The organism is Ancylobacter sp. WKF20 (assembly GCF_029760895.1).
Classification (GTDB): domain Bacteria; phylum Pseudomonadota; class Alphaproteobacteria; order Rhizobiales; family Xanthobacteraceae; genus Ancylobacter.
On the sequence record NZ_CP121679.1, the window covers coordinates 316,372 to 337,138 of the forward strand.

At 67.8% G+C, this 20,767-nt stretch carries 18 protein-coding genes; 6 read left to right on the forward strand and 12 right to left on the reverse strand.

What is annotated here, in order from left to right; translation table 11 throughout:
- Positions 1-2: 2 nt before the first annotated feature.
- The 11 genes from AncyloWKF20_RS01445 to AncyloWKF20_RS01495 form a co-directional block, all read right to left on the reverse strand.
- On the reverse strand, positions 3-1,598 hold the full coding sequence (locus tag AncyloWKF20_RS01445) for a rhodanese-like domain-containing protein (protein WP_279316202.1): 1,596 nt from the start codon (positions 1,596-1,598) through the stop codon (positions 3-5).
- 65 nt (positions 1,599-1,663) lie between these two features.
- Complete coding sequence (locus AncyloWKF20_RS01450; RefSeq protein WP_279316203.1) at positions 1,664-2,734, reverse strand: extracellular solute-binding protein; 1,071 nt, start codon at positions 2,732-2,734, stop codon at positions 1,664-1,666.
- Positions 2,735-2,760: 26 nt separating this feature from the next.
- The gene (locus AncyloWKF20_RS01455) at positions 2,761-4,134 is read right to left on the reverse strand and encodes an LLM class flavin-dependent oxidoreductase (protein ID WP_279316204.1); all 1,374 of its coding nucleotides are present in this window, start codon (positions 4,132-4,134) and stop codon (positions 2,761-2,763) included.
- 20 nt (positions 4,135-4,154) lie between these two features.
- Positions 4,155-5,717 (reverse strand): FAD-dependent oxidoreductase, encoded by a 1,563-nt coding sequence (locus AncyloWKF20_RS01460; RefSeq protein WP_279316205.1) that lies wholly within the window; start codon positions 5,715-5,717, stop codon positions 4,155-4,157.
- 12 nt (positions 5,718-5,729) lie between these two features.
- Positions 5,730-7,481: an iron ABC transporter permease gene (locus tag AncyloWKF20_RS01465; RefSeq protein WP_279316206.1), complete on the reverse strand. Its 1,752-nt coding sequence runs from the start codon at positions 7,479-7,481 to the stop codon at positions 5,730-5,732.
- Positions 7,478-8,629, reverse strand: a complete 1,152-nt coding sequence (locus tag AncyloWKF20_RS01470) for an ABC transporter ATP-binding protein (protein WP_279316207.1) — start codon at positions 8,627-8,629, stop codon at positions 7,478-7,480. The genes AncyloWKF20_RS01465 and AncyloWKF20_RS01470 overlap by 4 nt, the downstream gene beginning before the upstream one ends.
- A 32-nt stretch (positions 8,630-8,661) precedes the next feature.
- Positions 8,662-9,999 carry an LLM class flavin-dependent oxidoreductase gene (locus AncyloWKF20_RS01475; RefSeq protein ID WP_279316208.1) on the reverse strand — a complete coding sequence of 446 codons (1,338 nt, stop codon included), beginning with the start codon at positions 9,997-9,999 and terminating at the stop codon, positions 8,662-8,664.
- Positions 10,000-10,159: 160 nt separating this feature from the next.
- On the reverse strand, positions 10,160-11,365 hold the full coding sequence (locus AncyloWKF20_RS01480) for a YeeE/YedE family protein (RefSeq protein WP_279316209.1): 1,206 nt from the start codon (positions 11,363-11,365) through the stop codon (positions 10,160-10,162).
- A gap of 118 nt (positions 11,366-11,483) precedes the next feature.
- Positions 11,484-12,458 carry a sulfurtransferase gene (locus AncyloWKF20_RS01485; RefSeq protein ID WP_279316210.1) on the reverse strand — a complete coding sequence of 325 codons (975 nt, stop codon included), beginning with the start codon at positions 12,456-12,458 and terminating at the stop codon, positions 11,484-11,486.
- Positions 12,459-12,640: 182 nt separating this feature from the next.
- On the reverse strand, positions 12,641-13,426 hold the full coding sequence (locus tag AncyloWKF20_RS01490; RefSeq protein WP_279316211.1) for an HAD-IIB family hydrolase: 786 nt from the start codon (positions 13,424-13,426) through the stop codon (positions 12,641-12,643).
- Between the two features lie 110 nt (positions 13,427-13,536).
- Entirely contained in the window at positions 13,537-14,337 is an 801-nt protein-coding gene (locus tag AncyloWKF20_RS01495; protein WP_279316212.1) for a MetQ/NlpA family ABC transporter substrate-binding protein, read from the reverse strand.
- Positions 14,338-14,779: 442 nt separating this feature from the next.
- Here AncyloWKF20_RS01495 and AncyloWKF20_RS01500 point away from each other — a divergent pair, with 442 nt between their 5' ends.
- The 6 genes from AncyloWKF20_RS01500 (at position 14,780) to AncyloWKF20_RS01525 (ending at position 19,366) form a co-directional block, all read left to right on the forward strand.
- Positions 14,780-14,983 carry a hypothetical protein gene (locus AncyloWKF20_RS01500; RefSeq protein WP_279316213.1) on the forward strand — a complete coding sequence of 68 codons (204 nt, stop codon included), beginning with the start codon at positions 14,780-14,782 and terminating at the stop codon, positions 14,981-14,983.
- Positions 14,984-15,007: 24 nt separating this feature from the next.
- The gene (locus AncyloWKF20_RS01505) at positions 15,008-16,198 is read left to right on the forward strand and encodes a methionine ABC transporter ATP-binding protein (protein ID WP_279316214.1); all 1,191 of its coding nucleotides are present in this window, start codon (positions 15,008-15,010) and stop codon (positions 16,196-16,198) included.
- Between the two features lie 4 nt (positions 16,199-16,202).
- Complete coding sequence (locus tag AncyloWKF20_RS01510; protein WP_279317847.1) at positions 16,203-16,868, forward strand: ABC transporter permease; 666 nt, start codon at positions 16,203-16,205, stop codon at positions 16,866-16,868.
- Between the two features lie 23 nt (positions 16,869-16,891).
- A complete protein-coding gene (locus AncyloWKF20_RS01515; protein WP_279316215.1) occupies positions 16,892-17,674 on the forward strand; it encodes a MetQ/NlpA family ABC transporter substrate-binding protein in 783 nt (260 codons plus the stop codon).
- Positions 17,675-17,749: 75 nt separating this feature from the next.
- Positions 17,750-18,199, forward strand: coding sequence for an Rrf2 family transcriptional regulator (locus tag AncyloWKF20_RS01520; RefSeq protein WP_279316216.1), 450 nt, complete (start codon positions 17,750-17,752; stop codon positions 18,197-18,199).
- Positions 18,200-18,298: 99 nt separating this feature from the next.
- Positions 18,299-19,366, forward strand: a complete 1,068-nt coding sequence (locus AncyloWKF20_RS01525; RefSeq protein ID WP_279316217.1) for an LLM class flavin-dependent oxidoreductase — start codon at positions 18,299-18,301, stop codon at positions 19,364-19,366.
- Positions 19,367-19,502: 136 nt separating this feature from the next.
- Here AncyloWKF20_RS01525 and AncyloWKF20_RS01530 read toward each other — a convergent pair whose 3' ends face one another.
- On the reverse strand, positions 19,503-20,474 hold the full coding sequence (locus AncyloWKF20_RS01530; protein ID WP_279316218.1) for an ATP-binding cassette domain-containing protein: 972 nt from the start codon (positions 20,472-20,474) through the stop codon (positions 19,503-19,505).
- Positions 20,475-20,767: the final 293 nt, after the last annotated feature.

Here is a 20,767-nt window from a genome sequence, read left to right on the forward strand (position 1 = left end):
GATCAGAGGCGGAACTGGATGGTGCCGTCGCGGCGGACCTGCGCGACGAGATCGAGTTCCCATTGCAGATAGTCGCGCATCGCGTCCTCCCGCTTTTCCCGGCGCTCGAAGGCCTTGAGCAGGACATCTTCCGGCGGGGAGGCGAGGTGCTCGGGCGCGGCTTCCAAGGCGAGGCCCGCGGCCTCCCACGCCGCGGTTCCGCCGGCCAGCACCGTCACCGGCGTGCCCGTTGCCGCCGATAGCTCGCGGGCGGCAAGGCGGGCGATCACCCCGTCCGGCGAGGTCACGACATAGAGCTTCGCCGCCGGCAGCTTCGCCGCGTCGGTCGCGAAGCGCGCGCGGATGGCGAACCAGGCGCCGGGGATGTGGCCGGCCCGGTAATGCCGGGTGGAGCCAAGATCGACCACGAGCGCGTCGCCCTGCGCCAGCACCTCCGCCAGCGCGGCGGGCTCGATCGTCTCGGCGGCGGCCGCGTCGAGGCCGATCACCGTCTCCGGCGCGTCGCCCACCTCCAGCACGTCCTGCGGCGCTGCCTCGTCGAGCACGAACACATGGTCGAAGCCCATGCGGTGCAGCCACGCCGCCGCGGTGCGGGCGCGCACGCCGTCGCTGTCCGCCAGCACGATGCGCCCGCGCCGCACGGCGATGAAGGTGTCTGTCGCCTGGACCAGCTGCCCGCCGGGCGCGGACAGGAAGCCGGCGCGGTGGCCGGCGCGGAATTCGGCCGGGTCGCGCACATCGAAACGGTAGAGCGTGATCGCGTCCTGCTCGGCCTCGAAGCGCGCCAGCGCGCGCGTGTCGATGGTGGGGATGCCGTAGCGGGTCGCGAGTGCCCTGGCCGCCCGCCGGGCCCAGTCATGCGCGCTGGGCGACGGCAGCGGGGCTACGCGGTTCGCGCTGCGTTCCACCTCCAGACCGGCAAGGTGCCAGCCCTGGGTGCCGTTCTTAAGCGAGAGCACGGGGTTGGGCAGCCCGGCGTCGATCAGGATCTGCGCGCCGATGATCGAGCGGGTGCGTCCGCCGCAATTGACCACGACCAGCGTGTCGTCCGCCGGCACGCTCTCGCGCACGCGCAGCACGAGTTCGCCGCTCGGGCAGTCCACGGCGCCGGGAATGGTGATCCAGCTATACTCGTCATAGGGGCGGCTATCGAGCAGCACGATGGTCTCGCCGGCCTTCCGGCGCGCCTCGAACTCGTGGGCGTCGATATGCGGGGTTTCGTAGGTGACCTCGACCACTTCGCCAAAGGCCTTGCTCGGCACATAGACCCCGGCGAACAGCTCGAAACCGGCGGCCTTCCAGGCGGGAACGCCGCCGGCCAAGATCGCGATGTCCGAATAACCGCCAGCGGCCAGTACCTGCGCGGCGCGGGCCGCCAGCGTCTCGTCGTCATCGACCAGCACGATGGGGGTGGCGCGGCGGGGCACGAGAGGCGGCACCAGCCTTTCGAGACGGCTCAGCGGCGCGTTCGAGGCGGCGAGCAGATGGCGCTCGGCGAAGACGCCTTCCTCGCGCACATCCAGAAGGGCGATCTCGGCGCGCGCGGTCAGGCGCGCATAGAGGGTGGCGGCGTCGATGCGCGCAAAGGCGGTGGTCATGCGTCACGCTGGTGGTTGAAGGCGGGAAGGAGCCGGCCCCGCTCGCGGCGGGGCCGGCAGGCATGTCACTGGCGGTTGAAGACCGCGTCGAACTGCTCGAGGAACTTCTGCGAGGCCTCGCCGCCAATGTCCTGGTCGGCGACGATGATCTTCAGGTCCGACAGCTTGGGCAGGCCGGCCGGGATCTTGGCGTCGGGATGGGTCGGGATGTAGGAACCGGCATTGGCCACAAGTTCCTGCCCTTCGGCGCTGGTCAGCACCTCGATCAGCAGCTTGGCGGCGTTCGGGTTGGGGCCGCCCTTGAAGATGGCGAGGTAGTTCTCGTTGGTGACGACGCCGTCCTCGAGGATGTAGGCCTCGATGCTCTGCCCCTTCTCCTTGGCGGTGACGACGTTCTGCGACGAGATCAGCGGCGAGAGATCACGCTCGCCGGCGACCAGCAGGCGTACCGATTCCGCATTGCCGCGCGTGAACAGGAAATCCTGCTTGGCGAAGCCCTTGATGGTGTCCCACGTGATGATCTTGTGGGCCAGCAGGGTCTGGAACCAGGTGAGCTGCGAGGCGGCCGAGCGCGGGTCGGAGAAGACGATCTTGCCCTTCCACTTCGGGTCGAGGAAGTCACTGATCTTCTTCGGCAGCACGGACGGATCGGGGAAGGCCTTCGGATTGTAGGCGGCCGAGAGCAGCGTGGCGGCCGTGGCGATGTAGCTGCCGTCGGCATCCTTGTAGTTGCCGCCGATCTTGTCGAAATCGCGTACCTTGTAGGGCGTGAGGTAGTCGCGCTTCTTCCAGTCGTCGAGGATGAAGCGCTGGCTGATGAACACCACGTCGAGATTGGTGCGGCCCGCCGCCTTCTCCGCCTCGATGCTCGGGATCAGGTCCAGCGTCTGCTTCTGGACGATGTTGAGCTTCACATCCGGGAACGTCTTGCGCCAGAACTCGAGCACCGCCGTGCTCGTTTCCTGGCGGTAGGACGTGTAGAACACCACCTGGCCTTCCTTCTTCGCCGCCTCATAGAGCGGGGCGAAGCGCTCGGGCAGCGTGTCGGCCCGGGCAGGCGCGAATGGGGTCGCGATCAGGGCCGTCACGGCGAGGGCCGCCGCGCCCTTCAGCAGGCTGCGCTTGTCGATCATCATAATGGTCTCTCCACGAAGAAATGGGCTCACGCCGCCGCCGGGGAGGCGTGTGGCGTTGCGCTGGGTTTGTGATGCTTGTGACGGCGCGCCGGGCGCGCGAGGCCGAGATGCTCGCGCAGCGTGCGGCCCTCATACTCGGTGCGGAACAGGCCGCGCCGGCGAAGCTCGGGAACGACCAGCTCGATGAAGTCGTCGAGCCCGCCGGGCAGATAGGGCGGCATGACGTTGAAGCCGTCCGCCCCCTCGTTGAGGAAGCGCTCCTCCATCGCGTCGGCGACCTGTTCGGGCGTACCGACCACCTGCCAGTGGCCACGCGCGCCGGCCACCCGCAGGCCGAGCTGGAGGATGGACAGGCCCTCGCGCTCGGCGAGTTCCACCAGAAGCGCCTGCCGGCTCTGCGCGGCATTGGTGAGGGGAATGTTCTTCGGCAGCGGCCCGTCGAGCGGCAGGTGGCGCAGCGGCACGCCCAGCCGGTGTTCGAGGATGGACAGCGCCACATCCGGGTGGATGAGGTTCTGCAACTGGTCGAACTTCGCTCTGGCTTCGGCCTCGGTGCGGCCGACCACCGGGAAGATGCCGGGCATGATCTTTACATCGTCCGGCGAGCGGCCATGGGCGCGGGTACGCGCCTTCACGTCGCGGTAGAAGGCCTGCGCGTCCTTCAACGTCTGCTGCGCGGTGAACACCACCTCGGCGGAAGCGGCGGCGAGATCCTTGCCGGCCTCGGACGAACCGGCCTGCACCAGCACGGGGTAGCCCTGCGGCGCGCGCGGAATGTTGAGCGGGCCGCGCACCTTGAAGAACTCGCCCTGGTGATCGAGCGTGTAGACCTTATCGGGGTCGAAGAAGACGCCGCTGTCCTTGTCGCGCAGGAAGGCGTCGTCTTCCCAGCTGTCCCAGAGCCCCTGGGCGACGGCGAGGAATTCCGCCGCGCGGCGGTAGCGCTCGTCATGGTCGAGCAGCCGGTCGCGGCCAAAATTCAGCGCTTCCGCCTCGTTGGCGGAGGTGACGAGATTCCAGGCCGCGCGCCCGCCGCTGATATGGTCGATCGAGGCAAATTTGCGCGCGAGAATGTAGGGCTCGTTATAGGTGGTGGAGGCCGTGGCGACGAGGCCGATGCGCTCGGTGACGGCGGCGAGCCCGGCGAGCAGCGTCAGCGGCTCGAACTGGGCGACGTAATGCGTCGAGAAGCGCGCCAGGGCTCCCCAATCCTCGCCACGCGCACCGGCGCTGTCGGCGAGGAACACCATGTCGAACTTCGCCGCCTCCGCCGCGCGGGCGATCTGGGTGTAATGGCGGAAGTTCACGCCGGCATCGGCCTGCGCGTCCGGGTGGCGCCAGGCGGCGGCGTGGTGGCCGGTGGGGTAGAGAAAGGCGCCGAGCGCCATCTGTTTGGTCATGACGATGTCCTCGGGATGGCTCAGGCGGCCGTCAGTTCGGGCGCGCTCGCCCAGGGGCGCTGACGCGCGGCATCGCGGCCGGCGATCTGGCCGGTGACGAAGCATTCGGCGAGGTTGCCGGCGCCGAGATAGAGAAAGCCCCAGATCGAGCCGAGCTCGCCGGCCGCATAGAGGCGGGGGATCGGCTCGCCATGCGCGTTCACCACGCGCTGATGCGCGTCATGGGCGGGGCCGCCCTGCGTGTTGCTGACCACCGGCCAGAGCTCGCCGACATAGAAGGGCGGGTTCGTCACCGGAAAGAGCGAACCGGAGGGGCGGGCATGGTCGCGGTCCTCGCCGGCCGCCACCGCCGCGTTCCACCGCGCGAGGCTGTCGGTGACGGTCGCGACATCCGCGCCGATCAGCGCCGCCAGTTCCTCGACGCTGTCGGCCCGCTTCAGGATGCCGATTTCGACTTCCTTGAGATTGTCGTCGCTCCATTCATAGGGCTCCACCGTGCGGTCGTTCAGCACGGTCTGGCCGAGCGGGTAGAGCTTGCGACCCTCTTCATCGACCACGAGGAAGGCCGGGATGCGCGGGAAGCGCTGGGTCTGCGCGTCATATTGGTCGAGCGGGCGGTGGCCGGTGTCCTGCAGATAGGGCTGGTACTCGTTCATGAAGCGCCGGCCCTGCCGGTCGAGCACGATCCAGGACATGCGCACATCCGGCGCCTTCACGCCGGGCGTCCAGTCCGGCACCTTCTTGACGCGCAGGCCGTAGGGATAGGCAGGGTCCGGGTGGCGGAAGCCGTAGGAGCCGTGGAAGTGCCACATGTGCCAGAGGTCGGCCCCGGCCGCCTGCGCCATGCGGATGCCGTCGCCGGTGTTGCCGGTCGTGGCGACGGGAAGCACCGGGCGGATCTGCCAATATTTGCGCTGGAGTTCCGGCGAGGCCTCGAAGCCGCCGGAGGCGAGGATCACCCCGCGCCGGGCGGCGATGCGCTTCAGCGTGCCGCCGCTGCGCACCTCGGCGCCGAGCACCGCGCCGCCCTCGCCGAGGATCAGCTTCTCCGCCGCCGTATTCAGCCGAACCTCGATGCCGCGCGCCCGCACATTGTCATGCACCAGCTTGAACACGTTCGGCCCGCGCAACCGGCCGCGCACCTGCGGGTATTCCGTGCGCGGGTCGAAGCCGGGGATGGAGAGCACCTCCACCGTGCCGAAGCCGTCATAGCCGGGGAACGGGTAGTTGGCCGGGCGTCGATGCACCGCGATCTCCGCGCCATTCACCTTGGCGAGGTCGCGGAAATAGCCTTCCAGCCCGGCCATGCCCTCCGCCACCGCGTCGAGCACATCGTCCGGCACGTCCGGCCCGACCGTCTCGCGCAGATAGGCGCGCGCGCCCGCCGGCTCGACGATGGTGCGGATGCCGCCACCGGCGCAGATCGAGATCCCGCCGGGATCGGGCTGCTTCTCGATCAGCAGCACGCGGGCTCCGGCATCATGCGCCGCGATGGCAGAGGCGCCGCCGGCAAAGCCGAAGCCGATGACGAGGACGTCCCAGACCTCGTCAAAGCGGTCGGGAGAGGAAGAGCGCAGAGTCATGACGTGTCTCGGCTAGCTGATGGAGGCCGTCTTCTTGACGGTGAACAGGCGGATGAAGGCCAGCATCGACAGGCTGACCACGACGATGATCACCGCCAGCGCGGCGGCGAGTTCGACCGCCCCGTCCTCAATGAACTGGAGCACCACGGTGGGCATCACCTGGGTGTCCGACTGGGCGAGGATCGCCGACATGGAGAGCTCGCGCAGGCTGAGTGAGAAGACGAGCACCCAGGCGATGCCGACCGAGCCGCGCACCAGAGGGAAGGTCACGTCCTTGATGGAGCGCAGCCAGCCCGCGCCGGAGATGCGCGCGGCTTCCTCCAGATCGGTGGAGAGTTGCTGGATGCCGTTGCGCACCAGCACGAAGGCGATCGGCAGCAGCTTGCCGGCATAGGCGACGAGGATGAGCGTCAGCGTGCCGTAGAACAGGTCGACATAGCCCATGAGGATTCCCACCGCATAAGCGATGGACGGGAAGCCATAGGCGATCATCACGAGGAAGCTGATCAGCTCCCGACCAAAGAAGCGGAAGCGCTCCACCACCCAGCCAAGCACGAGGCCGAGCGTGGCGCACACCGTCGCGGCGGCCAGCGCCAGCAGCATGGAATGTAGGATCGAGGCGCGGGCGGCGAAATTCTCGTCGAAGATCAGCGCGTAGTGCTTGCCGACGAGATTGGCGAGGCTGATCGGCGCGCCGAAGGAGGACAGCACGGAGAGCAGCAGCAGCGCGCCGACCGGAAGGATGGCCGTCACCAGCGCGACGATAATGCAGAAGCCGCCCGCCAGCCAGCGCCAGCGACCGAGCTTGACGATCTGCTCCGGCGTCGCCTTGCCGGTGAGGGTGCGGAAATTCTCCGCCCGCACCGCGTATTTCTGGATCAGCAGGCTGATGGCGGTGAAGATCAGGATCGGCATCGCCACCGCCGCCGCATAGTTGAACTGCGGCGGGAATTTCAGCAGGTCGTAGATCTTGGTGGTGATGACCGAGAAATTGGCCATCGTACCGATCGCCGCCGGCGCGCCGAAGGAGGAGAGCGCGTCGAGCATCACCAGGATGATGGCGGAGAGGATGGCCGGGCGCACCATCGGCAGGGTGATGGTGAGCGTGGTACGCCAGCGGTTGGCGCCGAGAATACGGGCGGCCTGCTCGTGGCTGGCGTCGATATTGTTCAGCGCCGCGTTCACCGCGAAGAACACCAGCGGGTAGACACCGACGATCTCGATGAAGACGAGGCCGGTGAAGCTCATGATGTTGAGCGGCGCGCTGCTGAAGCCGAGATAGCCGGTCGCGAGCTTGTTGAGGTAGCCGGAATTCGGTGCGGCGAGGAAAATCCACGAGATCACCGAGATGAAGGTCGGGATCACGAAGGAGATGCCGGCCGCGAGCGTCACCAGCGACTTGCCGGGCGCGTCGGTGCGGGCCACCAGCCAGGCGAGGGGGATACCGAGCGCGCAGGCGCCGGCGGTCACGAAGAAGACCAGCCAGCCGGAATTCACCGTCGCCTGCCACATGCCCCGGCGGGCAAACGCCTTCTCGAAGGTCTCGAAGGTCAGGTGGCCCTTGGCGTCGACCAGGCTATAGCCGGTCAGCAGCGCCAGCGGGTAGGCGATCAGCGCCAGCAGGATGGCGATGGACAGGCCGATAACCAGGAAGCGCACCGGCTGGAGCGCGGAGACGCGGCGGAGCAGGCGGCTTCCGGCGGAGGCGCCGTGCGGGGCGTGGCGCTCCGTGAGCGCGGTGCCGGGGAAGCTGATCTCGCTCATGCCACCACCCAGGCGCTGCCGGGGCGGGCCCAGAGCTGGGCACGTCCCTCCGGGAAGGTGCCGCGCCGGCGCGACTGCACGCGCAGCAGCGTCTCGCCCGCCGCGAGCTTCAGCTCGTAATGTTCGCCGAGGAAGGATTCGCTGATGAAGGCTGCACCGATGGCCTGCTCCACGCCCGGATCGTCCGGCGCCTCCAGCTTGATGTCCTGCGGGCGCAGCAGCACACTCGCCCGGCTGCCGGCGGCGGCGTTGGCCAGCCAGGCTTGGGGCGCGCGGCTCCAGATCCGTCCGCCGATGTCGAGCGCCACCAGTACACGCTCGCCCGCGCGGTCCACCGAGACAATGTCGCCGTCCAGAAGATTGGCGATGCCGATGAAGCTGCCGACGAAGCGGGTCGCCGGGGTGCGATACACCTCCTCGGGCGTGCCGATCTGCTCGATGCGGCCCTTGTTCATCACCACGATGCGGTCGGCGAGCACGAGGGCCTCGTCCTGATCGTGAGTGACATAGAGCGTGGTGATGCCGAGGTTTTTCTGCAGCTCGCGCAGCTCGAAGCGCATCTCCTCACGCAGCGAGGCGTCGAGGTTCGACAGCGGTTCGTCGAGCAGCAGCAGCGAGGGCTTGGTGGCGAGCGCGCGGGCGAGCGCGACGCGCTGCTGCTGGCCACCGGACAGCTCGGCCGGGAAGCGATTGGCCAGCGGGGCGAGCTGCACCAGATCGAGCACGGCCGCGACCTCGGCCTTGATCTCGGCCCGCCGCCGGCCGGCAACTTCGAGGCCATAGGCCACATTGTCGGCCACCGTCTTGTGCGGCCAGATCGCGTAGGTCTGGAACACCATGCCAAGGCGGCGCTTCTCCGGCGGCAGCACGAAGCTGGCGCTGGAGGAGAGCACGCCGTCGAGATGCACCTCGCCGCCATCGGGCTGGAGGAAGCCGGCGACCATGCGCAGCGTCGTCGTCTTGCCGCAGCCACTCGGTCCCAGCAGCACCACGCTCTCTCCCGGCGCGACCTTGAGGTCGATACCGTTGACGGCGGCCGTGTCGCCCAGCGCTTTGCGCAGATTGCGCAGTTCGAGACGGGCCGGCGCCTGCGTCGCCGGAGTGGCGGATGCAAGGTCGGCGGCAAAGGCGAGGGTGGTGGCGGGCACGGCAGTCTCCGTCAGATCAGGCACGGGTGGTGTCAGGCTGAGCGCGCGTAGCGGCTCTCGGGGCGCGTCAGGCCGTAATGGTCGCGCAGGGTCCGGCCGGCATATTCGTGACGGAACAGGCCGCGCTGGCGCAGGATCGGCACGACCTCGTCAACGAATTCGGCGAGGCCCGCGGGGATCACCGCCGGCATGATGTTGAAGCCGTCCGCCGCGCGGTTCTCGACCCAGAGCTGGATATGGTCGGCCACCGCCTTCGGTGTGCCGGCCAGCACCTTGTGACCCCGCCCACCGGCGAGGCGGCGCAGGAGCTGGCGCAGCGTCGGGCGCTCGCGCTCGACAAGGGTGAGGATCACCTGGGAGCGGCTCTGCGCCCCCTGCACGGTCTCAGGCTTGGGGAAGGCGTCGAGCGGGATTTCCTCGTCGAGCGGGAAGCCGCTGAAGTCGAAGCCGTCGAAACGCTGGGAAAGGTGCTTGAGGCCGACCACCGGGAGGGTCAGGTCGTTCAGCGCTTCTTCATGGGCGCGCGCTTCCGCCTCGGTGGAGCCGAGGATGGGCGACAGGCCGGGCAAAACCTTCACACCGTTCGGATCACGGCCGAAGGCGAGAGCGCGGTTTTTCACATCGGCGTAGAACGCCTGCGCGTCGGCAAGATCCTGCTGGGCGGTGAAAATGGCCTCGGCGTAGCGCGCCGCGAAGCTGCGCCCGCTCTCGGACGAACCGGCCTGCACGAGAACCGGCCGGCCCTGCGGCGAACGCGGCAGGTCCAGCGGCCCGCGCACGCGGAACTCCTCGCCGTCATGGTCGATGGCATGGATACGGTCGGTATCGGCATAAACGCCGCGCGCGCGGTCATGCACCCGCGCATCGTCCTCCCAGCTGTCCCACAGCTTGGTCGTCACCTCGACGAATTCGGTGGCGCGCCGGTAGCGGTCCGCATGGGCGTTGCGCTGGGCGAGGCCGAAATTGCCGGCGGCTTCGGCCGACCAGGAGGTGACGATGTTCCAACCGGCGCGGCCCTGGCTGATATGATCGAGCGAGGCGAACTGGCGGGCGAGGTTGTAGGGCTCGTTATAGGTGGTCGACGCCGTGCCGATCAGCCCGATGTGCTCGGTCGAGCCGGCGAGGGCCGAGAGCAGCGTCAGCGGCTCCAGCTTGCCCTGCGCCACATGCTTCACGCTGCGCCCGACGGCGAGCTGGTCGGCGAGGAACAGCGAGTCGAACGTGCCGCGCTCCGCGATCGCCGCCGTCTCGCGGTAATAGGCGATGTCCGTCAGGCGCTCGGGCTGCGTCGACGGGTGAAGCCAGGAGGCTTCATGGTGGCCCGTGGTCGGCACGAAGACATTGAGATGGATGTCGGTGCGTGTGGTCACCGCGGTGATCCTCATCGGGGGATTTATGGGGCCCGGCACGCGGTGTCCCGGTTCGGCGCCTGTGGCCGACGTGTCGCATCCTAAGGATTTAATTCTAATTGTCTATGTATATAATATATATCTAATGGTTGGCCCTGCTACCTGGGCGAGTGGCGGGCGGTTACACAGGCACCCATCGCCGGCGTAGCGGCAGCCCGGCGAGGAGGCCGAAAAAGCTGGCCACAAGGAAAACCCAGCCGGAGAGTGCCCCGGCATGGATGCCCGACAGGAGCACCCCGACTGTGCAGCCAAGGGCGGTCATTGCTCCCCAACCCATCAGCACGCCGCCTGAAAGTCCGGCCAGCACGTCGCGCACGGTGGGTCGCCGCGGGGCGAATTGCCCGGCCAGCAGGGCCGAGGCGAGGCTCGCCCCGACGAGGCCGGTGACGAATAATCCATTCTCGGAGAGCAGCGTTTCCTTCAGAACGGTGGCGCAGCCGCGAAAGCCATCGAGCCCGTGCAGTGTGTCCGGCAGGATGTTCCAGCCGCTCGCCGCGCTGCGCGCAAGGCTGCCGATCTCCGCGGTGACGCCGAGCGGGCCGACACGCAGATAGCTCGCGGCCGACAGGGCGCCGATCGCAAGCCCTGTGACCGCTGCCGGCCAGCGCGCGACAAGGATCGCCCGCGCGAGGCTGGTGGATCCCGTCGCCGCCGCGTCGTGCGTGGCTCTCCCTCCTGCCCAGGCGAGCGCCGCCGCCGCGAGCAGAGCGAGGCCCGCGAGGCTGGCGGCAAGCGTGCCGGCATAGCCGAGGTGATGCGGCAGCCAGATCACCGGGGCCTCGGCGATCACGGCGAGATAGAGCGTGTTCCAGGTGAGGAAGCCGAGGCCGAAGCCCAGCCATGTTCCCAGAAGCGCGAAGGGGGAGGTCGGCGATCCCTCGCCGAGCCGGTAGAGATGGGCGGAGATGCAGGAGCCCGATATGGCCATGCCGAGCCCGAAGGCGAAGGCGGCGAGCGCCAGTACCCAGCTTACCGGGCCGATATGCGCGTCGGGTGGCAGGCGTTCCGGCTGGGGGACGGGCAGCCAGGCGCCCACCACCAGCGTATAGCCGGCCACGCCGACGGCCAGTGCCAGCAGGATCGCCAGCACGCCGCGCGGGTCGCGCTGGTCGATGAGATCGCGGGTGTTGCAGACGAAGCAGAACCGCCCGCGTTGCAGGATGACGCCGAACACGGCGCCCAGCGCCAGCGACAGGCCGAGCGCGCGCGAGGCGGCATCCCCGGCGGAGAGCGCGAGCGTTCCCCCGACCAGCAGCGCCGCAATCAGGAGGGCAACGGAAATGGGTAGTAGGCGCGACGGCAGCGCGAGATGCAGAGGCGGGGGCATGACGGAATCCGGCGGGCCGGCCGATGACCTCGTCCGGCATGAAAAGGGCGCGGGGTGGGAGCCCCGCGCCGGGAAAGGAGGAGGGTGGTGCGAGGCGCCCGTCATCCGGGCGGGCGGTTTACTTGCCCTGCCACACCGTGCCGGCGAGGTTGATCACGGGCACGCCAACCGAATTGCCGTATTCGGTCCACGAGCCGTCATAGTTCTTCACCTCGTAGCCGAGGATGCGCGAGAGGGCGTACCAGGTGTGGCTGGAGCGCTCGCCGATGCGGCAATAGACGATGACCGGCTTGGAGCCGTCGATGCCGGCGTCGGCGTAGAGCTTCTTCAGCTCTTCCTTGCTCTTGAACTTGCCGGTCTCGGCGTCGACCGCCTTCGACCACGGCACGTTCTTGGCGCCGGGGACATGGCCGGCGCGGATCGAGAGCTCCTTGGAGCCTTCGGGAGCGAAGAGCTTGCCGGAATATTCGTCGGGCGAACGGATGTCGACGATCACCGCGTCCTTCTTGCCGTCGACGACCTCCAGAACATTGACGAGGCGGGCGCGCAGCTCAGGCTTGGCCGGGGGCAGGGTGATGTCGGTCTTGGCGTAGCTCGGCGCCTTGGTATCGAGCGGAAGCGCCTGCTTCTCCCAGTATTTGCGACCGCCATCGAGCAGCTTCACGCGCTCGCCGAGACCGTACTGGTTGAACACCCAGCCGCCCCAGGCGGCGAACCAGTTATTGTTGTCGCCATAGAGGACGATGGTGGTGTCCTTGTCGACGCCGGCTTTCTCCAGCAGGGCCTCGAAGGCCGCCGGCGCGACGATGTCACGCTTTACCGGATCGACGAGGTCGCTGTGCCAGTTGATGTTGACGGCGCCGGGAATGTGCCCGCGCTCATACACGCCGGGATCGACGCTCACCTCGAAGACCCGCACCTTGGGATTATCGAGGTTCTTGGAAAGCCATTCGGCATCGACCAGCGGCCCGGCCGGCGGCGACGTCTGCGCGCTGGCGATCGGGGTGGCGAGGGTCAGGGCGGCACAGACGGTCGATGCCGCGAGCGCGAGGCGACCGGCTGTCGCGATGCTGCCGAGACGCGAGAGAGACATGCGTGAGTTCCTCCGTCGAAGCCCGGCCTCTGCCGGGAGCATATGATGACGTGAGTTGACCCAACGGAACTAAGGTTGTCAATATAGTCTATAATAAAAGTATATAAATTGGATTTGATCTGAGGAACGCGATGCCGTCCTTCGTGTTTCGAGACGGTCAGACCGCGTGCGGCAGCAGGCGGTCAGCCACCGCGGGCGCGGATCACCGCGTCAGCCGCCTCGACGAAGCCGCTACCGCCGGGCCCTTCGGTGATCCAGGCGGGAGGCGTGGGAATCTCGTGGAGATACCTGGTCACGGTGCTGACGCCGACGCTCTGGCGGAAGAAGCCGAACATCGGCGCGTCATTGGTCGAATCGCCGACATACAGCACCGCCTCATTGTCGGCGGCGATATCGAGTCCATGGGCCTGCGCGAGCACCCGGCGCGCCATGGCGAGCTTGTCATAGGCACCGATCCAGCCGAGCACCCACAGATTATTGACCGTCGTCGTGGCTCCCGCCTCGCGCAGGCACTCCACCAGCGCGGCGCGGGCCTCGTCTTCGGCGGGTTGCGTGAAGGCAAGGCTGGTGAGGCGAAATGGTTGGTCGTCGGCAAAGATGGCGCCGGGCAGGCGCGCCCGCACATGCTCGCCGATTCGCGCAAGATCGCGCGTCACGGACGAGCGGGGTTCCTCGTCATGCCAAAAGCTGCGCGTCAGGCCATGGCCGGTGGCATCGCGGTGGAAATGCAGCCCGCCATTCTCGCCGATGACCCCGTCCACCGGCCACATGCGGGCCATCTGGTCGCACCAGCCGGCCGGCGCGGCGGTGACCGGAATCACCCGCACGCCCGCGCGCTGCAGCCGTTCCAGTGCGTCATAGGTCGCCGCGCCGAGGCGTCCCTTGAAGGTGAGCGTTTCGTCCATGTCCGTGAGAACGAAGCGAACCCGGCTGAACTCGCGGGCGGAGGCACGTGTCAAAGGCTGCATTCTCGTCTCGCGTCTCGTCGGGGCTCACGGTGAAAGGGCCGGGCGGGTCATGGCCCGCTCGGCCCTTCTTGTCGTCGTTCGGAGCACCGGCCATGTGCGGCCGGTCGGTCTCACCAGGCGGGCAGTACCGCGCCCTTGAAGCGGGTGTCGAGGAAGTCCTTCACCTCCGGCGACTGATAGGCCTTCACCAGCTTCACGATGACCGGCTTGGTCTCGTCGCCGGCGCGTACGGCGACGAAGTTGCCATACGGGTTATTGGTCCGGCTTTCCTGGACCAGCGCGTCCTTGCGCGGGTCGAGCTTGGCGCCGAGCGCGTAATTGGTGTTGATCACCGCGCCGTCGAGGTCGGGAAGCTGCTTGGGCAGCAGGGCGGCGTCGAGCTCGCGGAACACCACCTTCTTCGGGTTGCCGGTCACGTCGAGAACCGTCGGCAGCAGGCCCTTGCCGGGCGCGATCGTGATCAGGCCGTTTGCCGCCAGCAGGTTGAGCGCGCGGCCGCCATTGGACGGGTCGTTCGGAATGCCGATCTGTGCGCCCTCGGGCAGATCCTTGAAGGCTTTCACCTTCACCGAATAGAAGCCGATCGGCTCGACGATGGTGAAGCCGGCGGGCACGATCTTGTAGCCGCGGGCGGCGATCTGCGCATCGAGATAGGGCTTGTGCTGGAAGGCGTTGGCGTCGAGATCGCCTCGCGAGAGCGCCTCGTTCGGCAGGGTATAGTCGGAGAAGGCGACGATCTGGATTTCCAGGCCATCCTTCGCGGCCACCTTCTTGACGACCTCGGCGATCTCCTCCTCGTCGCCGCCGATGACGCCGAGCTTGATCTTGTCGGCGGCATGGGCGGGCAGGAAGCTCGCGGCGGCAAGCACGGCACCCAGTGCGGCGCCCAGCCAGCGGTTGGAAAGGGTCATGGTTCACTCCTCGGATTTCAGGGCGCTACAGACGCCGTCGCATCAGGAGAGGCTGGCGGAATGGTGGTAGTCTAGTGTTTAAGTGGAATACTAGATATGCGCATTTGGCAGGCGTACTGCGCACGAATTGTGCAAAGAAGGATGCGCGACCATTAGTCTATAAACTTTGTTGACAATTAGCCGGGGTGACGCTAGAAAAGCTGCACGGTTCAGCGTTTCGGCGCGGGGCCGTCGCGGGATTTGACACCCGGCAGCTTGCACCGCGTCACCAACGCTAAAGCGCCACGGAGCGACTTCGTGGTCGGGCAACGAGCTTGAGGAGCTAAGCCATGACCATGTGTTGTCGACGTCTCGTACGGCCCTGAGCCACCCCTTGCGTGTTTTGCCAAGTCTGCCCGCCATGCGGCGTTGCCGCCATCGCCGGGCAACAGGGATCAATGAGATGAGCTCCGTTTTCCTGCCGGGTGCCGATGCGCCCCACCTCGCCCATGAGCCCACGCTGGATGAGATTCTTGCCGATCCCATCATCAGCCTGATCTTGCGCCGCGACGGCCTGACCGCTGGTGCCGTCCGGGCGACGCTCGACCGTGAGAGGCGGCGCCTCGCCTCCCGTGGCAGCGCCCCGGTGCTGCGCCGCGCTGCTTGATCCCGCCGCTGCCGACGACAGAGAATGATGCCCAACGACACCGCCGCTCCCACGCTCGATTCACCGCTGTTCCGCGACCTTGCGATGGCCGGGGGAGGCTCTGGCTTCCGGCCGGAACTCGCGGCTGCGGACCATGTGGATGAGGGGCGCGCGCTTGCGCGCCCGAGCGGCGGGGCCTCGATCGTCCTGCACGATGTCTCCAAGGTCTTCCCCGCGCGCGGCAGCGATGCGCCGGTGGAGGCGCTGAAGAACATTTCCATCGCCATCCCACAGGGCGAGATCTACGGCGTGATCGGCCGCTCGGGCGCCGGCAAGTCGACCCTCATCCGCACCATCAACGGGCTGGAGCGCCCGACGGGCGGCGATGTCGTGGTGGATGGCGTTGCCATCAACCGGCTGGACGAGGCGGCCCTGCGCGACCAGCGCCGGCGGATCGGCATGATCTTCCAGCACTTCAATCTGTTGTCCTCGCGCAGCGCCTTCGACAATGTGGCGCTGCCGCTGGAACTCGCCGGGCTGCCACGCCCGGCGATCCGCACCAAGGTGCTGGACCTGCTGGAGCTTGTCGGCCTGTCCGACAAGAAGGACCGCTACCCGATCGAGCTCTCCGGCGGGCAGAAGCAGCGCGTCGGCATCGCCCGTGCGCTGGCGACCGACCCGCGCGTGCTGCTCTCGGATGAGGCGACCAGCGCGCTCGACCCCGAGACCACCCGCTCCATCCTGCGCCTGCTGGGCCAGGTGAACGCCCGGCTCGGCGTCACCATCGTGCTGATCACCCATGAAATGACGGTCATCAAGGAGATCTGCCACCGCGTGGGCGTGATCGAGGCCGGGCGTATCATCGAGGAAGGGCGCGTCTCCGACGTCTTCGCCCATCCGCGCACCGCCACCGCCCGCTCCTTCATCGGCAGCCTGCCCGGCCGGGAGATTCCCGCCGCGCTCGCCGGCCGGCTGCGGACGGAGGCGACCGGGGCCAGCCAGACCGTGCTGCGCCTTACCCTTACCGGCGAGGCGGCCAGCCAGCCCATCGTCACCCGGCTCGCGCGCGAGCTCGGCATCGACATCGCCCTGCTGGGTGGGCAGATCGACAGCATCGGCACGCTGCCTTTCGCCCTTCTTTATGTCGGCGTGCCGGCCGGCGCCTGGGCCGAGGGCCCGCTGCGCGCCCGGTTGGAAGACGCCGGTGCCACGACGGAGGTGGTTGGCCATGTTTGACTGGATCTCGCCCGCGATTGTCGACCTGATCGTCGGATCGACGCTCGAGACACTCTATATGGTCGCCATCGCCGCGCTGATCGGCACGCTTGCCGGCCTGCCCCTCGGCATCTTCCTCGCCACCAGCGGCAGGGGTGAACTGTTCGAGGCGGTGGCGGTCAACCGCGTGCTCGGCCTGGTGGTGAACGCCACGCGTTCGACGCCCTTCATCATCCTCGTCGTTGCCATCATCCCCCTCACCAGACTCATCGCCGGCACCTCGATCGGCACCACGGCGGCCATCGTGCCGCTCTCGCTGGCGGCCACGCCCTTCATCGCCCGCATCGTCGAGGCGGCGATCCGCGAGGTCGATCAAGGGCTGGTGGAAGCCTCGCTGGCGATGGGCGCGACGCCGCTGCAAATCGTGCGAAAAGTGCTGATACCCGAAGCACTTCCGGGCCTCGTGCTCGGCGTCACCTTGGCCATCGTCAGCCTGCTCTCGAACTCCGCCATGGTCGGCGCGGTCGGCGGCGGCGGGCTGGGCGATCTCGGCATCCGCTACGGCTATCAGCGCTTCATGCCGGAAGTGATGCTGCTCGTCGTCATCGTCCTCATCATCCTCGTCCAAGCCGTCCAATCCCTCGGCGAAACCCTCGCCCGGCGGGTGAATCGCCGCGTGCGGCGGGTCTGACGGTCATTTTCCGGAGATTTCCCATGATGTTGCGTCCCTCTCTCGTCGCCATTGCCCTGACCCTCCTTGGGGTGGGTAACGCCTCGGCCGAGACCATCCGCATCGCCGTCACGCCGGGCCCGCACGCGCAGATCCTCGAAGCGGTGAAGCCGATCGCCGCCGCCAAGGGGCTGGACATCAAGATCATCGAATTCTCCGACTATGTCGTGCCGAACCAGGCTCTGGATGCCGGGGAGATCGAGGCTAATTCGTTCCAGAACCAGCCTTATCTCGACAATCAGAAGAAGGATCGCGGTTACAAGATCGAGCCGGTCGCGCTCACCGTGAACTTCCCCCTGGGCGTCTATTCCAAGAAGTGGAAGGCGTGGGATCAGGTGCCGGATGGGGCGACCATCGCGATCCAGAACGACCCGACCAATGGCGGGCGTTCGCTTCTGCTGCTGCAGGACAAGGGCGTGATCAAGCTCAAGGACGGCGTCGGCTTCAAGCCCACTCCGCTCGACATTGTCGCCAACCCGAAGAAGCTGAAGTTCATCGAACTGGAAGCCGCGCAGACCCCGAGGGCTCTCGACGATGTGGATGTCGCCGCGATCAACACCAATTATGCGGTCTCGGCGGGCCTCGACCCGGTGAAGGACCCGATCCTCAAGGAAGATGCCAAAGGCCCCTATGTGAACCTGATCGCGGTGCGGGAAGGCGACGCCGGCAAGCCCTGGGTGGCGACGCTGGTCGAGTCGTATCGCTCACCGGAGGTGAAGGCCTTCATCCTCGACAAGTTCAAGGGCGCGGTCCTGCCGTCCTGGTGAGCCGAGCACGCCATCTGTCATCGCTCCGGCGGGGCCCAGCCGCGCCGGAGCGCACGCGCGTCAGGAGGGACGGAGATGCTGACCAATAAGGGGAAATATGGCCTGAAAGCCATGCTGTTCCTGGCCCGGCAGCCGGAAGGGGCGACCGCGCTCGGGCAGGACATTGCTGCCGCCAACGGCATTCCAAAGAAGTTCCTCGACGCGATCCTCCTGGAATTGCGCAATGCCGGCATGGTGCGCTCGCGCAAGGGGCCAGGCGGCGGCTATGCGCTGGCCAAGCCCCTCACCGATATCCGCGTCGGTCACATCATCCGCGTGCTCGACGGCCCGCTGGCGCCGATCAACTGCGCCAGCAAGAGCGCCTATGTGCCCTGCGCCGATTGCCGGGATGTCGAGGGATGCTCGGTGCGTATCACCATGAGCAAGGTGCGTGATGCCATGTCCGACATTCTGGACCGCATGTCGCTGAAGGACATGATCGTCTTCGCTGAATATCCCGACAGCGACTTCATGTACCAGATCTGACGATCGCGCTGCCGAACGGTAATCGACCTGTCCAGGACTGGCGGATATGTCGGCGAGCAGTGCCGGAACTATTGTATAAACCTATCCTCAGAGGCGTGCATGAGCGGCGAGTTCCTGTGGTACATCCCCAATGACGTGAAGGCTGGCCACCGCGGCGATGTCGCCGATGCGCGCGCGGGCACTCTCGACAGCCTCACCGAGCAGGCCCAGGCGATCGAGGCGGCCGGATGGGGCGGCGCGCTGATCGGCACCGGCTGGGGACGGCCCGACACCTTCACCGTGGGCGCTATGCTCGCGGCGCGGACCACCCGCTTCCAGCCGCTGATCGCGATCCGACCGGGCTATTGGCAGCCGGCGCAGTTCGCCAGCGCTGCGGCGACCCTCGACCAGCTCTCGGGCGGCCGCACCCGCTTCAATATCGTTTCCGGTCGCGACAGCCTCGCCGCCTATGGCGACCGTGAGGGCGATGCGACCCAGCGCTATGCCCGCACCCGCGAGTTCATGCGGCTGGTCCGCCGGCTCTGGACCGAGGAGGACGTCACCTTCACCGGTGAGTACTTCCAGGTGGCCAATTCGACCGTGCAGCCGCGCCTGACGCCGCACGGGTCTCGCCGCCATCCGCGTTTCTATTTTGGCGGTGCTTCGGAGGCCGCCGAGCGCGTTGCCGCCACCGAGGCCGATGTTCAGCTCTTCTGGGGCGAGACGCGCGATGGCGTTGCCGAGCGGATCGAGCATCTGAAGCAACTCGGGCGCAAGCTCGATCGCGATCTGCCGCCGCTGGAATTCGGTCTGCGCATCACCACGCTGGTGCGCGAGACCAGCGCGCAGGCCTGGGCTGATGCCGAGGCGAAGGTGGCGGAGATGGCGCGCACGGGCGGGGCAGGGTGGCAGGACCACCGCGGACCGGTGGCCGTCGGCCAGCAGCGCCTGCTCGATCTTCATCAGCGCGGCGATGTGCTCGACGACAATCTCTACACCGCGCCCGGCAAGTTCGGCGGTGGCGGCGCCGGCACGACCTGGCTGGTCGGCTCGGCCGAGGAGGTCGCGGCCGCGCTGCGCAAATATGCCGATCTCGGCATCACCCAGTTCGTGCTGTCCGACACGCCCTATCTGCGCGAGATCAAGCGGCAGGGCGAACACTTGCTGCCTCTGCTGCAACGGCCCTAGGCGAGAAGGCGCGCGCAGCTCGCGCACGCTGCCGACGCAACGGCGCGCCGACCGAATTGCGTCATCTGCGCTCATTCGTGGCGGCCGCCGAGCGCGGAATTCTCCGTTCGCCGTTCGCCCGGTGACCATCGTCCCTCTAGGCAGTAACCCGCCCCCCAACCGTGCCTTTGTCATGCTCCCGGCGCTCTCGGCGCTCCCGCCAGCCCGTGAGCCAGCTGACATCGAGTTCGGGGACGGCGTCGAGCAGGCGCGCGGTCTCGGTGTCGAAGGGTGGGGCCAGCGCCTCGCGCGTCGGGCCCTGCCGGACGATGCGTCCGCGCGCCATGATCGCGACGGAATGGGCGAGTGCGCGCACGATGGCGATGTCGTGGGTGATGAACAACAGCGCGACGCCCGTTTTGGCTTGCAGGCGCGCGAGGAGATCGAGCACGCCCTCAGCGACCAGCGGGTCGAGCGCCGAGGTCGGCTCGTCGCAGACGATGACATCCGGTTCGGCGGCGAGGGCGCGGGCGATGCACACACGCTGCTTCTGCCCGCCGGAGAGCGAGGCGGGGTAGCGCTCCAGTAGCGCCGGATCAAGCTCGACCGCCTCCAGCAATTCCTCGATGCGCCGCTTCTGCGCCGGGCCACCGCGCACGCGGTCATAGAGGGAGAGGGGCCGGGCAAGCACCGTCCCGACCGTCTGGCGGGGATTGAGCACCGCGTCCGGGATCTGCTGCACGATCTGCAGGCGGCGCAGCTGCTCGCGGCTGCGCCGGGCCAGCGCCAGCGGCAGCGGCGCGCCGAGCAGGGTCACCGTGCCGTCGGCATCGGGATGCAGACCGGTGATGACGCGGCCAAGCGTTGTCTTGCCGGAACCGGATTCGCCCACCAGCGCCAGCGTCTCGCCGGCGGAGAGCGATAGGTTGATCCCTTCGAGCACCCGCGCGCCCCGGCCATAGGCCATGCCTACACCCTCGGCCGTGAGCACGGGCGTGCGGGCCGTTGCCGCCCCGCGCGGCGGGCGGGCGCGCCCGGCGGTCACCAGCCGCCGCGTGTAATCCTCGCCTGGGCGGCTGAGAATGTCGCTCGTAGCTCCGTGCTCCACCGCCCGCCCGTGCCTCAGCACGAGGATCTCGTCGGCGATCTGCGCGACGACCGGCAGATGCGCGCGGCTGCGGTCTCGAGCGCGCGACCTGCGCGTGACGGCGGGTTCCTGGCGATCGATGCGGCGCCCCTGTCGAGTGCCCCTTCCTCGCCATCCTTGCGGTGCAGGAATGTCTCATGGGCTGACCGCTCTGCTCGCTGAAATGGGCCTCTTCAGCCGGCGGTTTTTAGTTTAGTGAGGGGGCCAATTCGCGTGCGTTCCGCGCACGGCCGCGTGTCGAAAGGTCGGAGATCAGGGCGTAGCGCCGCCGGCCG

Excerpts from the sequence above, each read along its gene's own strand:
- AncyloWKF20_RS01445 (WP_279316202.1), bottom strand. The coding sequence starts at position 1,598 with ATGACCACCGCCTTTGCGCGCATCGACGCCGCCACCCTCTATGCGCGC.
- AncyloWKF20_RS01515 (WP_279316215.1), top strand. The coding sequence starts at position 16,892 with ATGATGTTGCGTCCCTCTCTCGTCGCCATTGCCCTGACCCTCCTTGGG.
- AncyloWKF20_RS01525 (WP_279316217.1), top strand. The coding sequence starts at position 18,299 with ATGAGCGGCGAGTTCCTGTGGTACATCCCCAATGACGTGAAGGCTGGC.
- AncyloWKF20_RS01520 (WP_279316216.1), top strand. The coding sequence starts at position 17,750 with ATGCTGACCAATAAGGGGAAATATGGCCTGAAAGCCATGCTGTTCCTG.
- AncyloWKF20_RS01465 (WP_279316206.1), bottom strand. The coding sequence starts at position 7,481 with ATGAGCGAGATCAGCTTCCCCGGCACCGCGCTCACGGAGCGCCACGCC.
- AncyloWKF20_RS01455 (WP_279316204.1), bottom strand. The coding sequence starts at position 4,134 with ATGACCAAACAGATGGCGCTCGGCGCCTTTCTCTACCCCACCGGCCAC.
- AncyloWKF20_RS01495 (WP_279316212.1), bottom strand. The coding sequence starts at position 14,337 with ATGACCCTTTCCAACCGCTGGCTGGGCGCCGCACTGGGTGCCGTGCTT.
- AncyloWKF20_RS01460 (WP_279316205.1), bottom strand. The coding sequence starts at position 5,717 with ATGACTCTGCGCTCTTCCTCTCCCGACCGCTTTGACGAGGTCTGGGAC.
- AncyloWKF20_RS01485 (WP_279316210.1), bottom strand. The coding sequence starts at position 12,458 with ATGTCTCTCTCGCGTCTCGGCAGCATCGCGACAGCCGGTCGCCTCGCG.
- AncyloWKF20_RS01450 (WP_279316203.1), bottom strand. The coding sequence starts at position 2,734 with ATGATGATCGACAAGCGCAGCCTGCTGAAGGGCGCGGCGGCCCTCGCC.
- AncyloWKF20_RS01500 (WP_279316213.1), top strand. The coding sequence starts at position 14,780 with ATGAGCTCCGTTTTCCTGCCGGGTGCCGATGCGCCCCACCTCGCCCAT.
- AncyloWKF20_RS01505 (WP_279316214.1), top strand. The coding sequence starts at position 15,008 with ATGATGCCCAACGACACCGCCGCTCCCACGCTCGATTCACCGCTGTTC.
- AncyloWKF20_RS01480 (WP_279316209.1), bottom strand. The coding sequence starts at position 11,365 with ATGCCCCCGCCTCTGCATCTCGCGCTGCCGTCGCGCCTACTACCCATT.
- AncyloWKF20_RS01490 (WP_279316211.1), bottom strand. The coding sequence starts at position 13,426 with ATGCAGCCTTTGACACGTGCCTCCGCCCGCGAGTTCAGCCGGGTTCGC.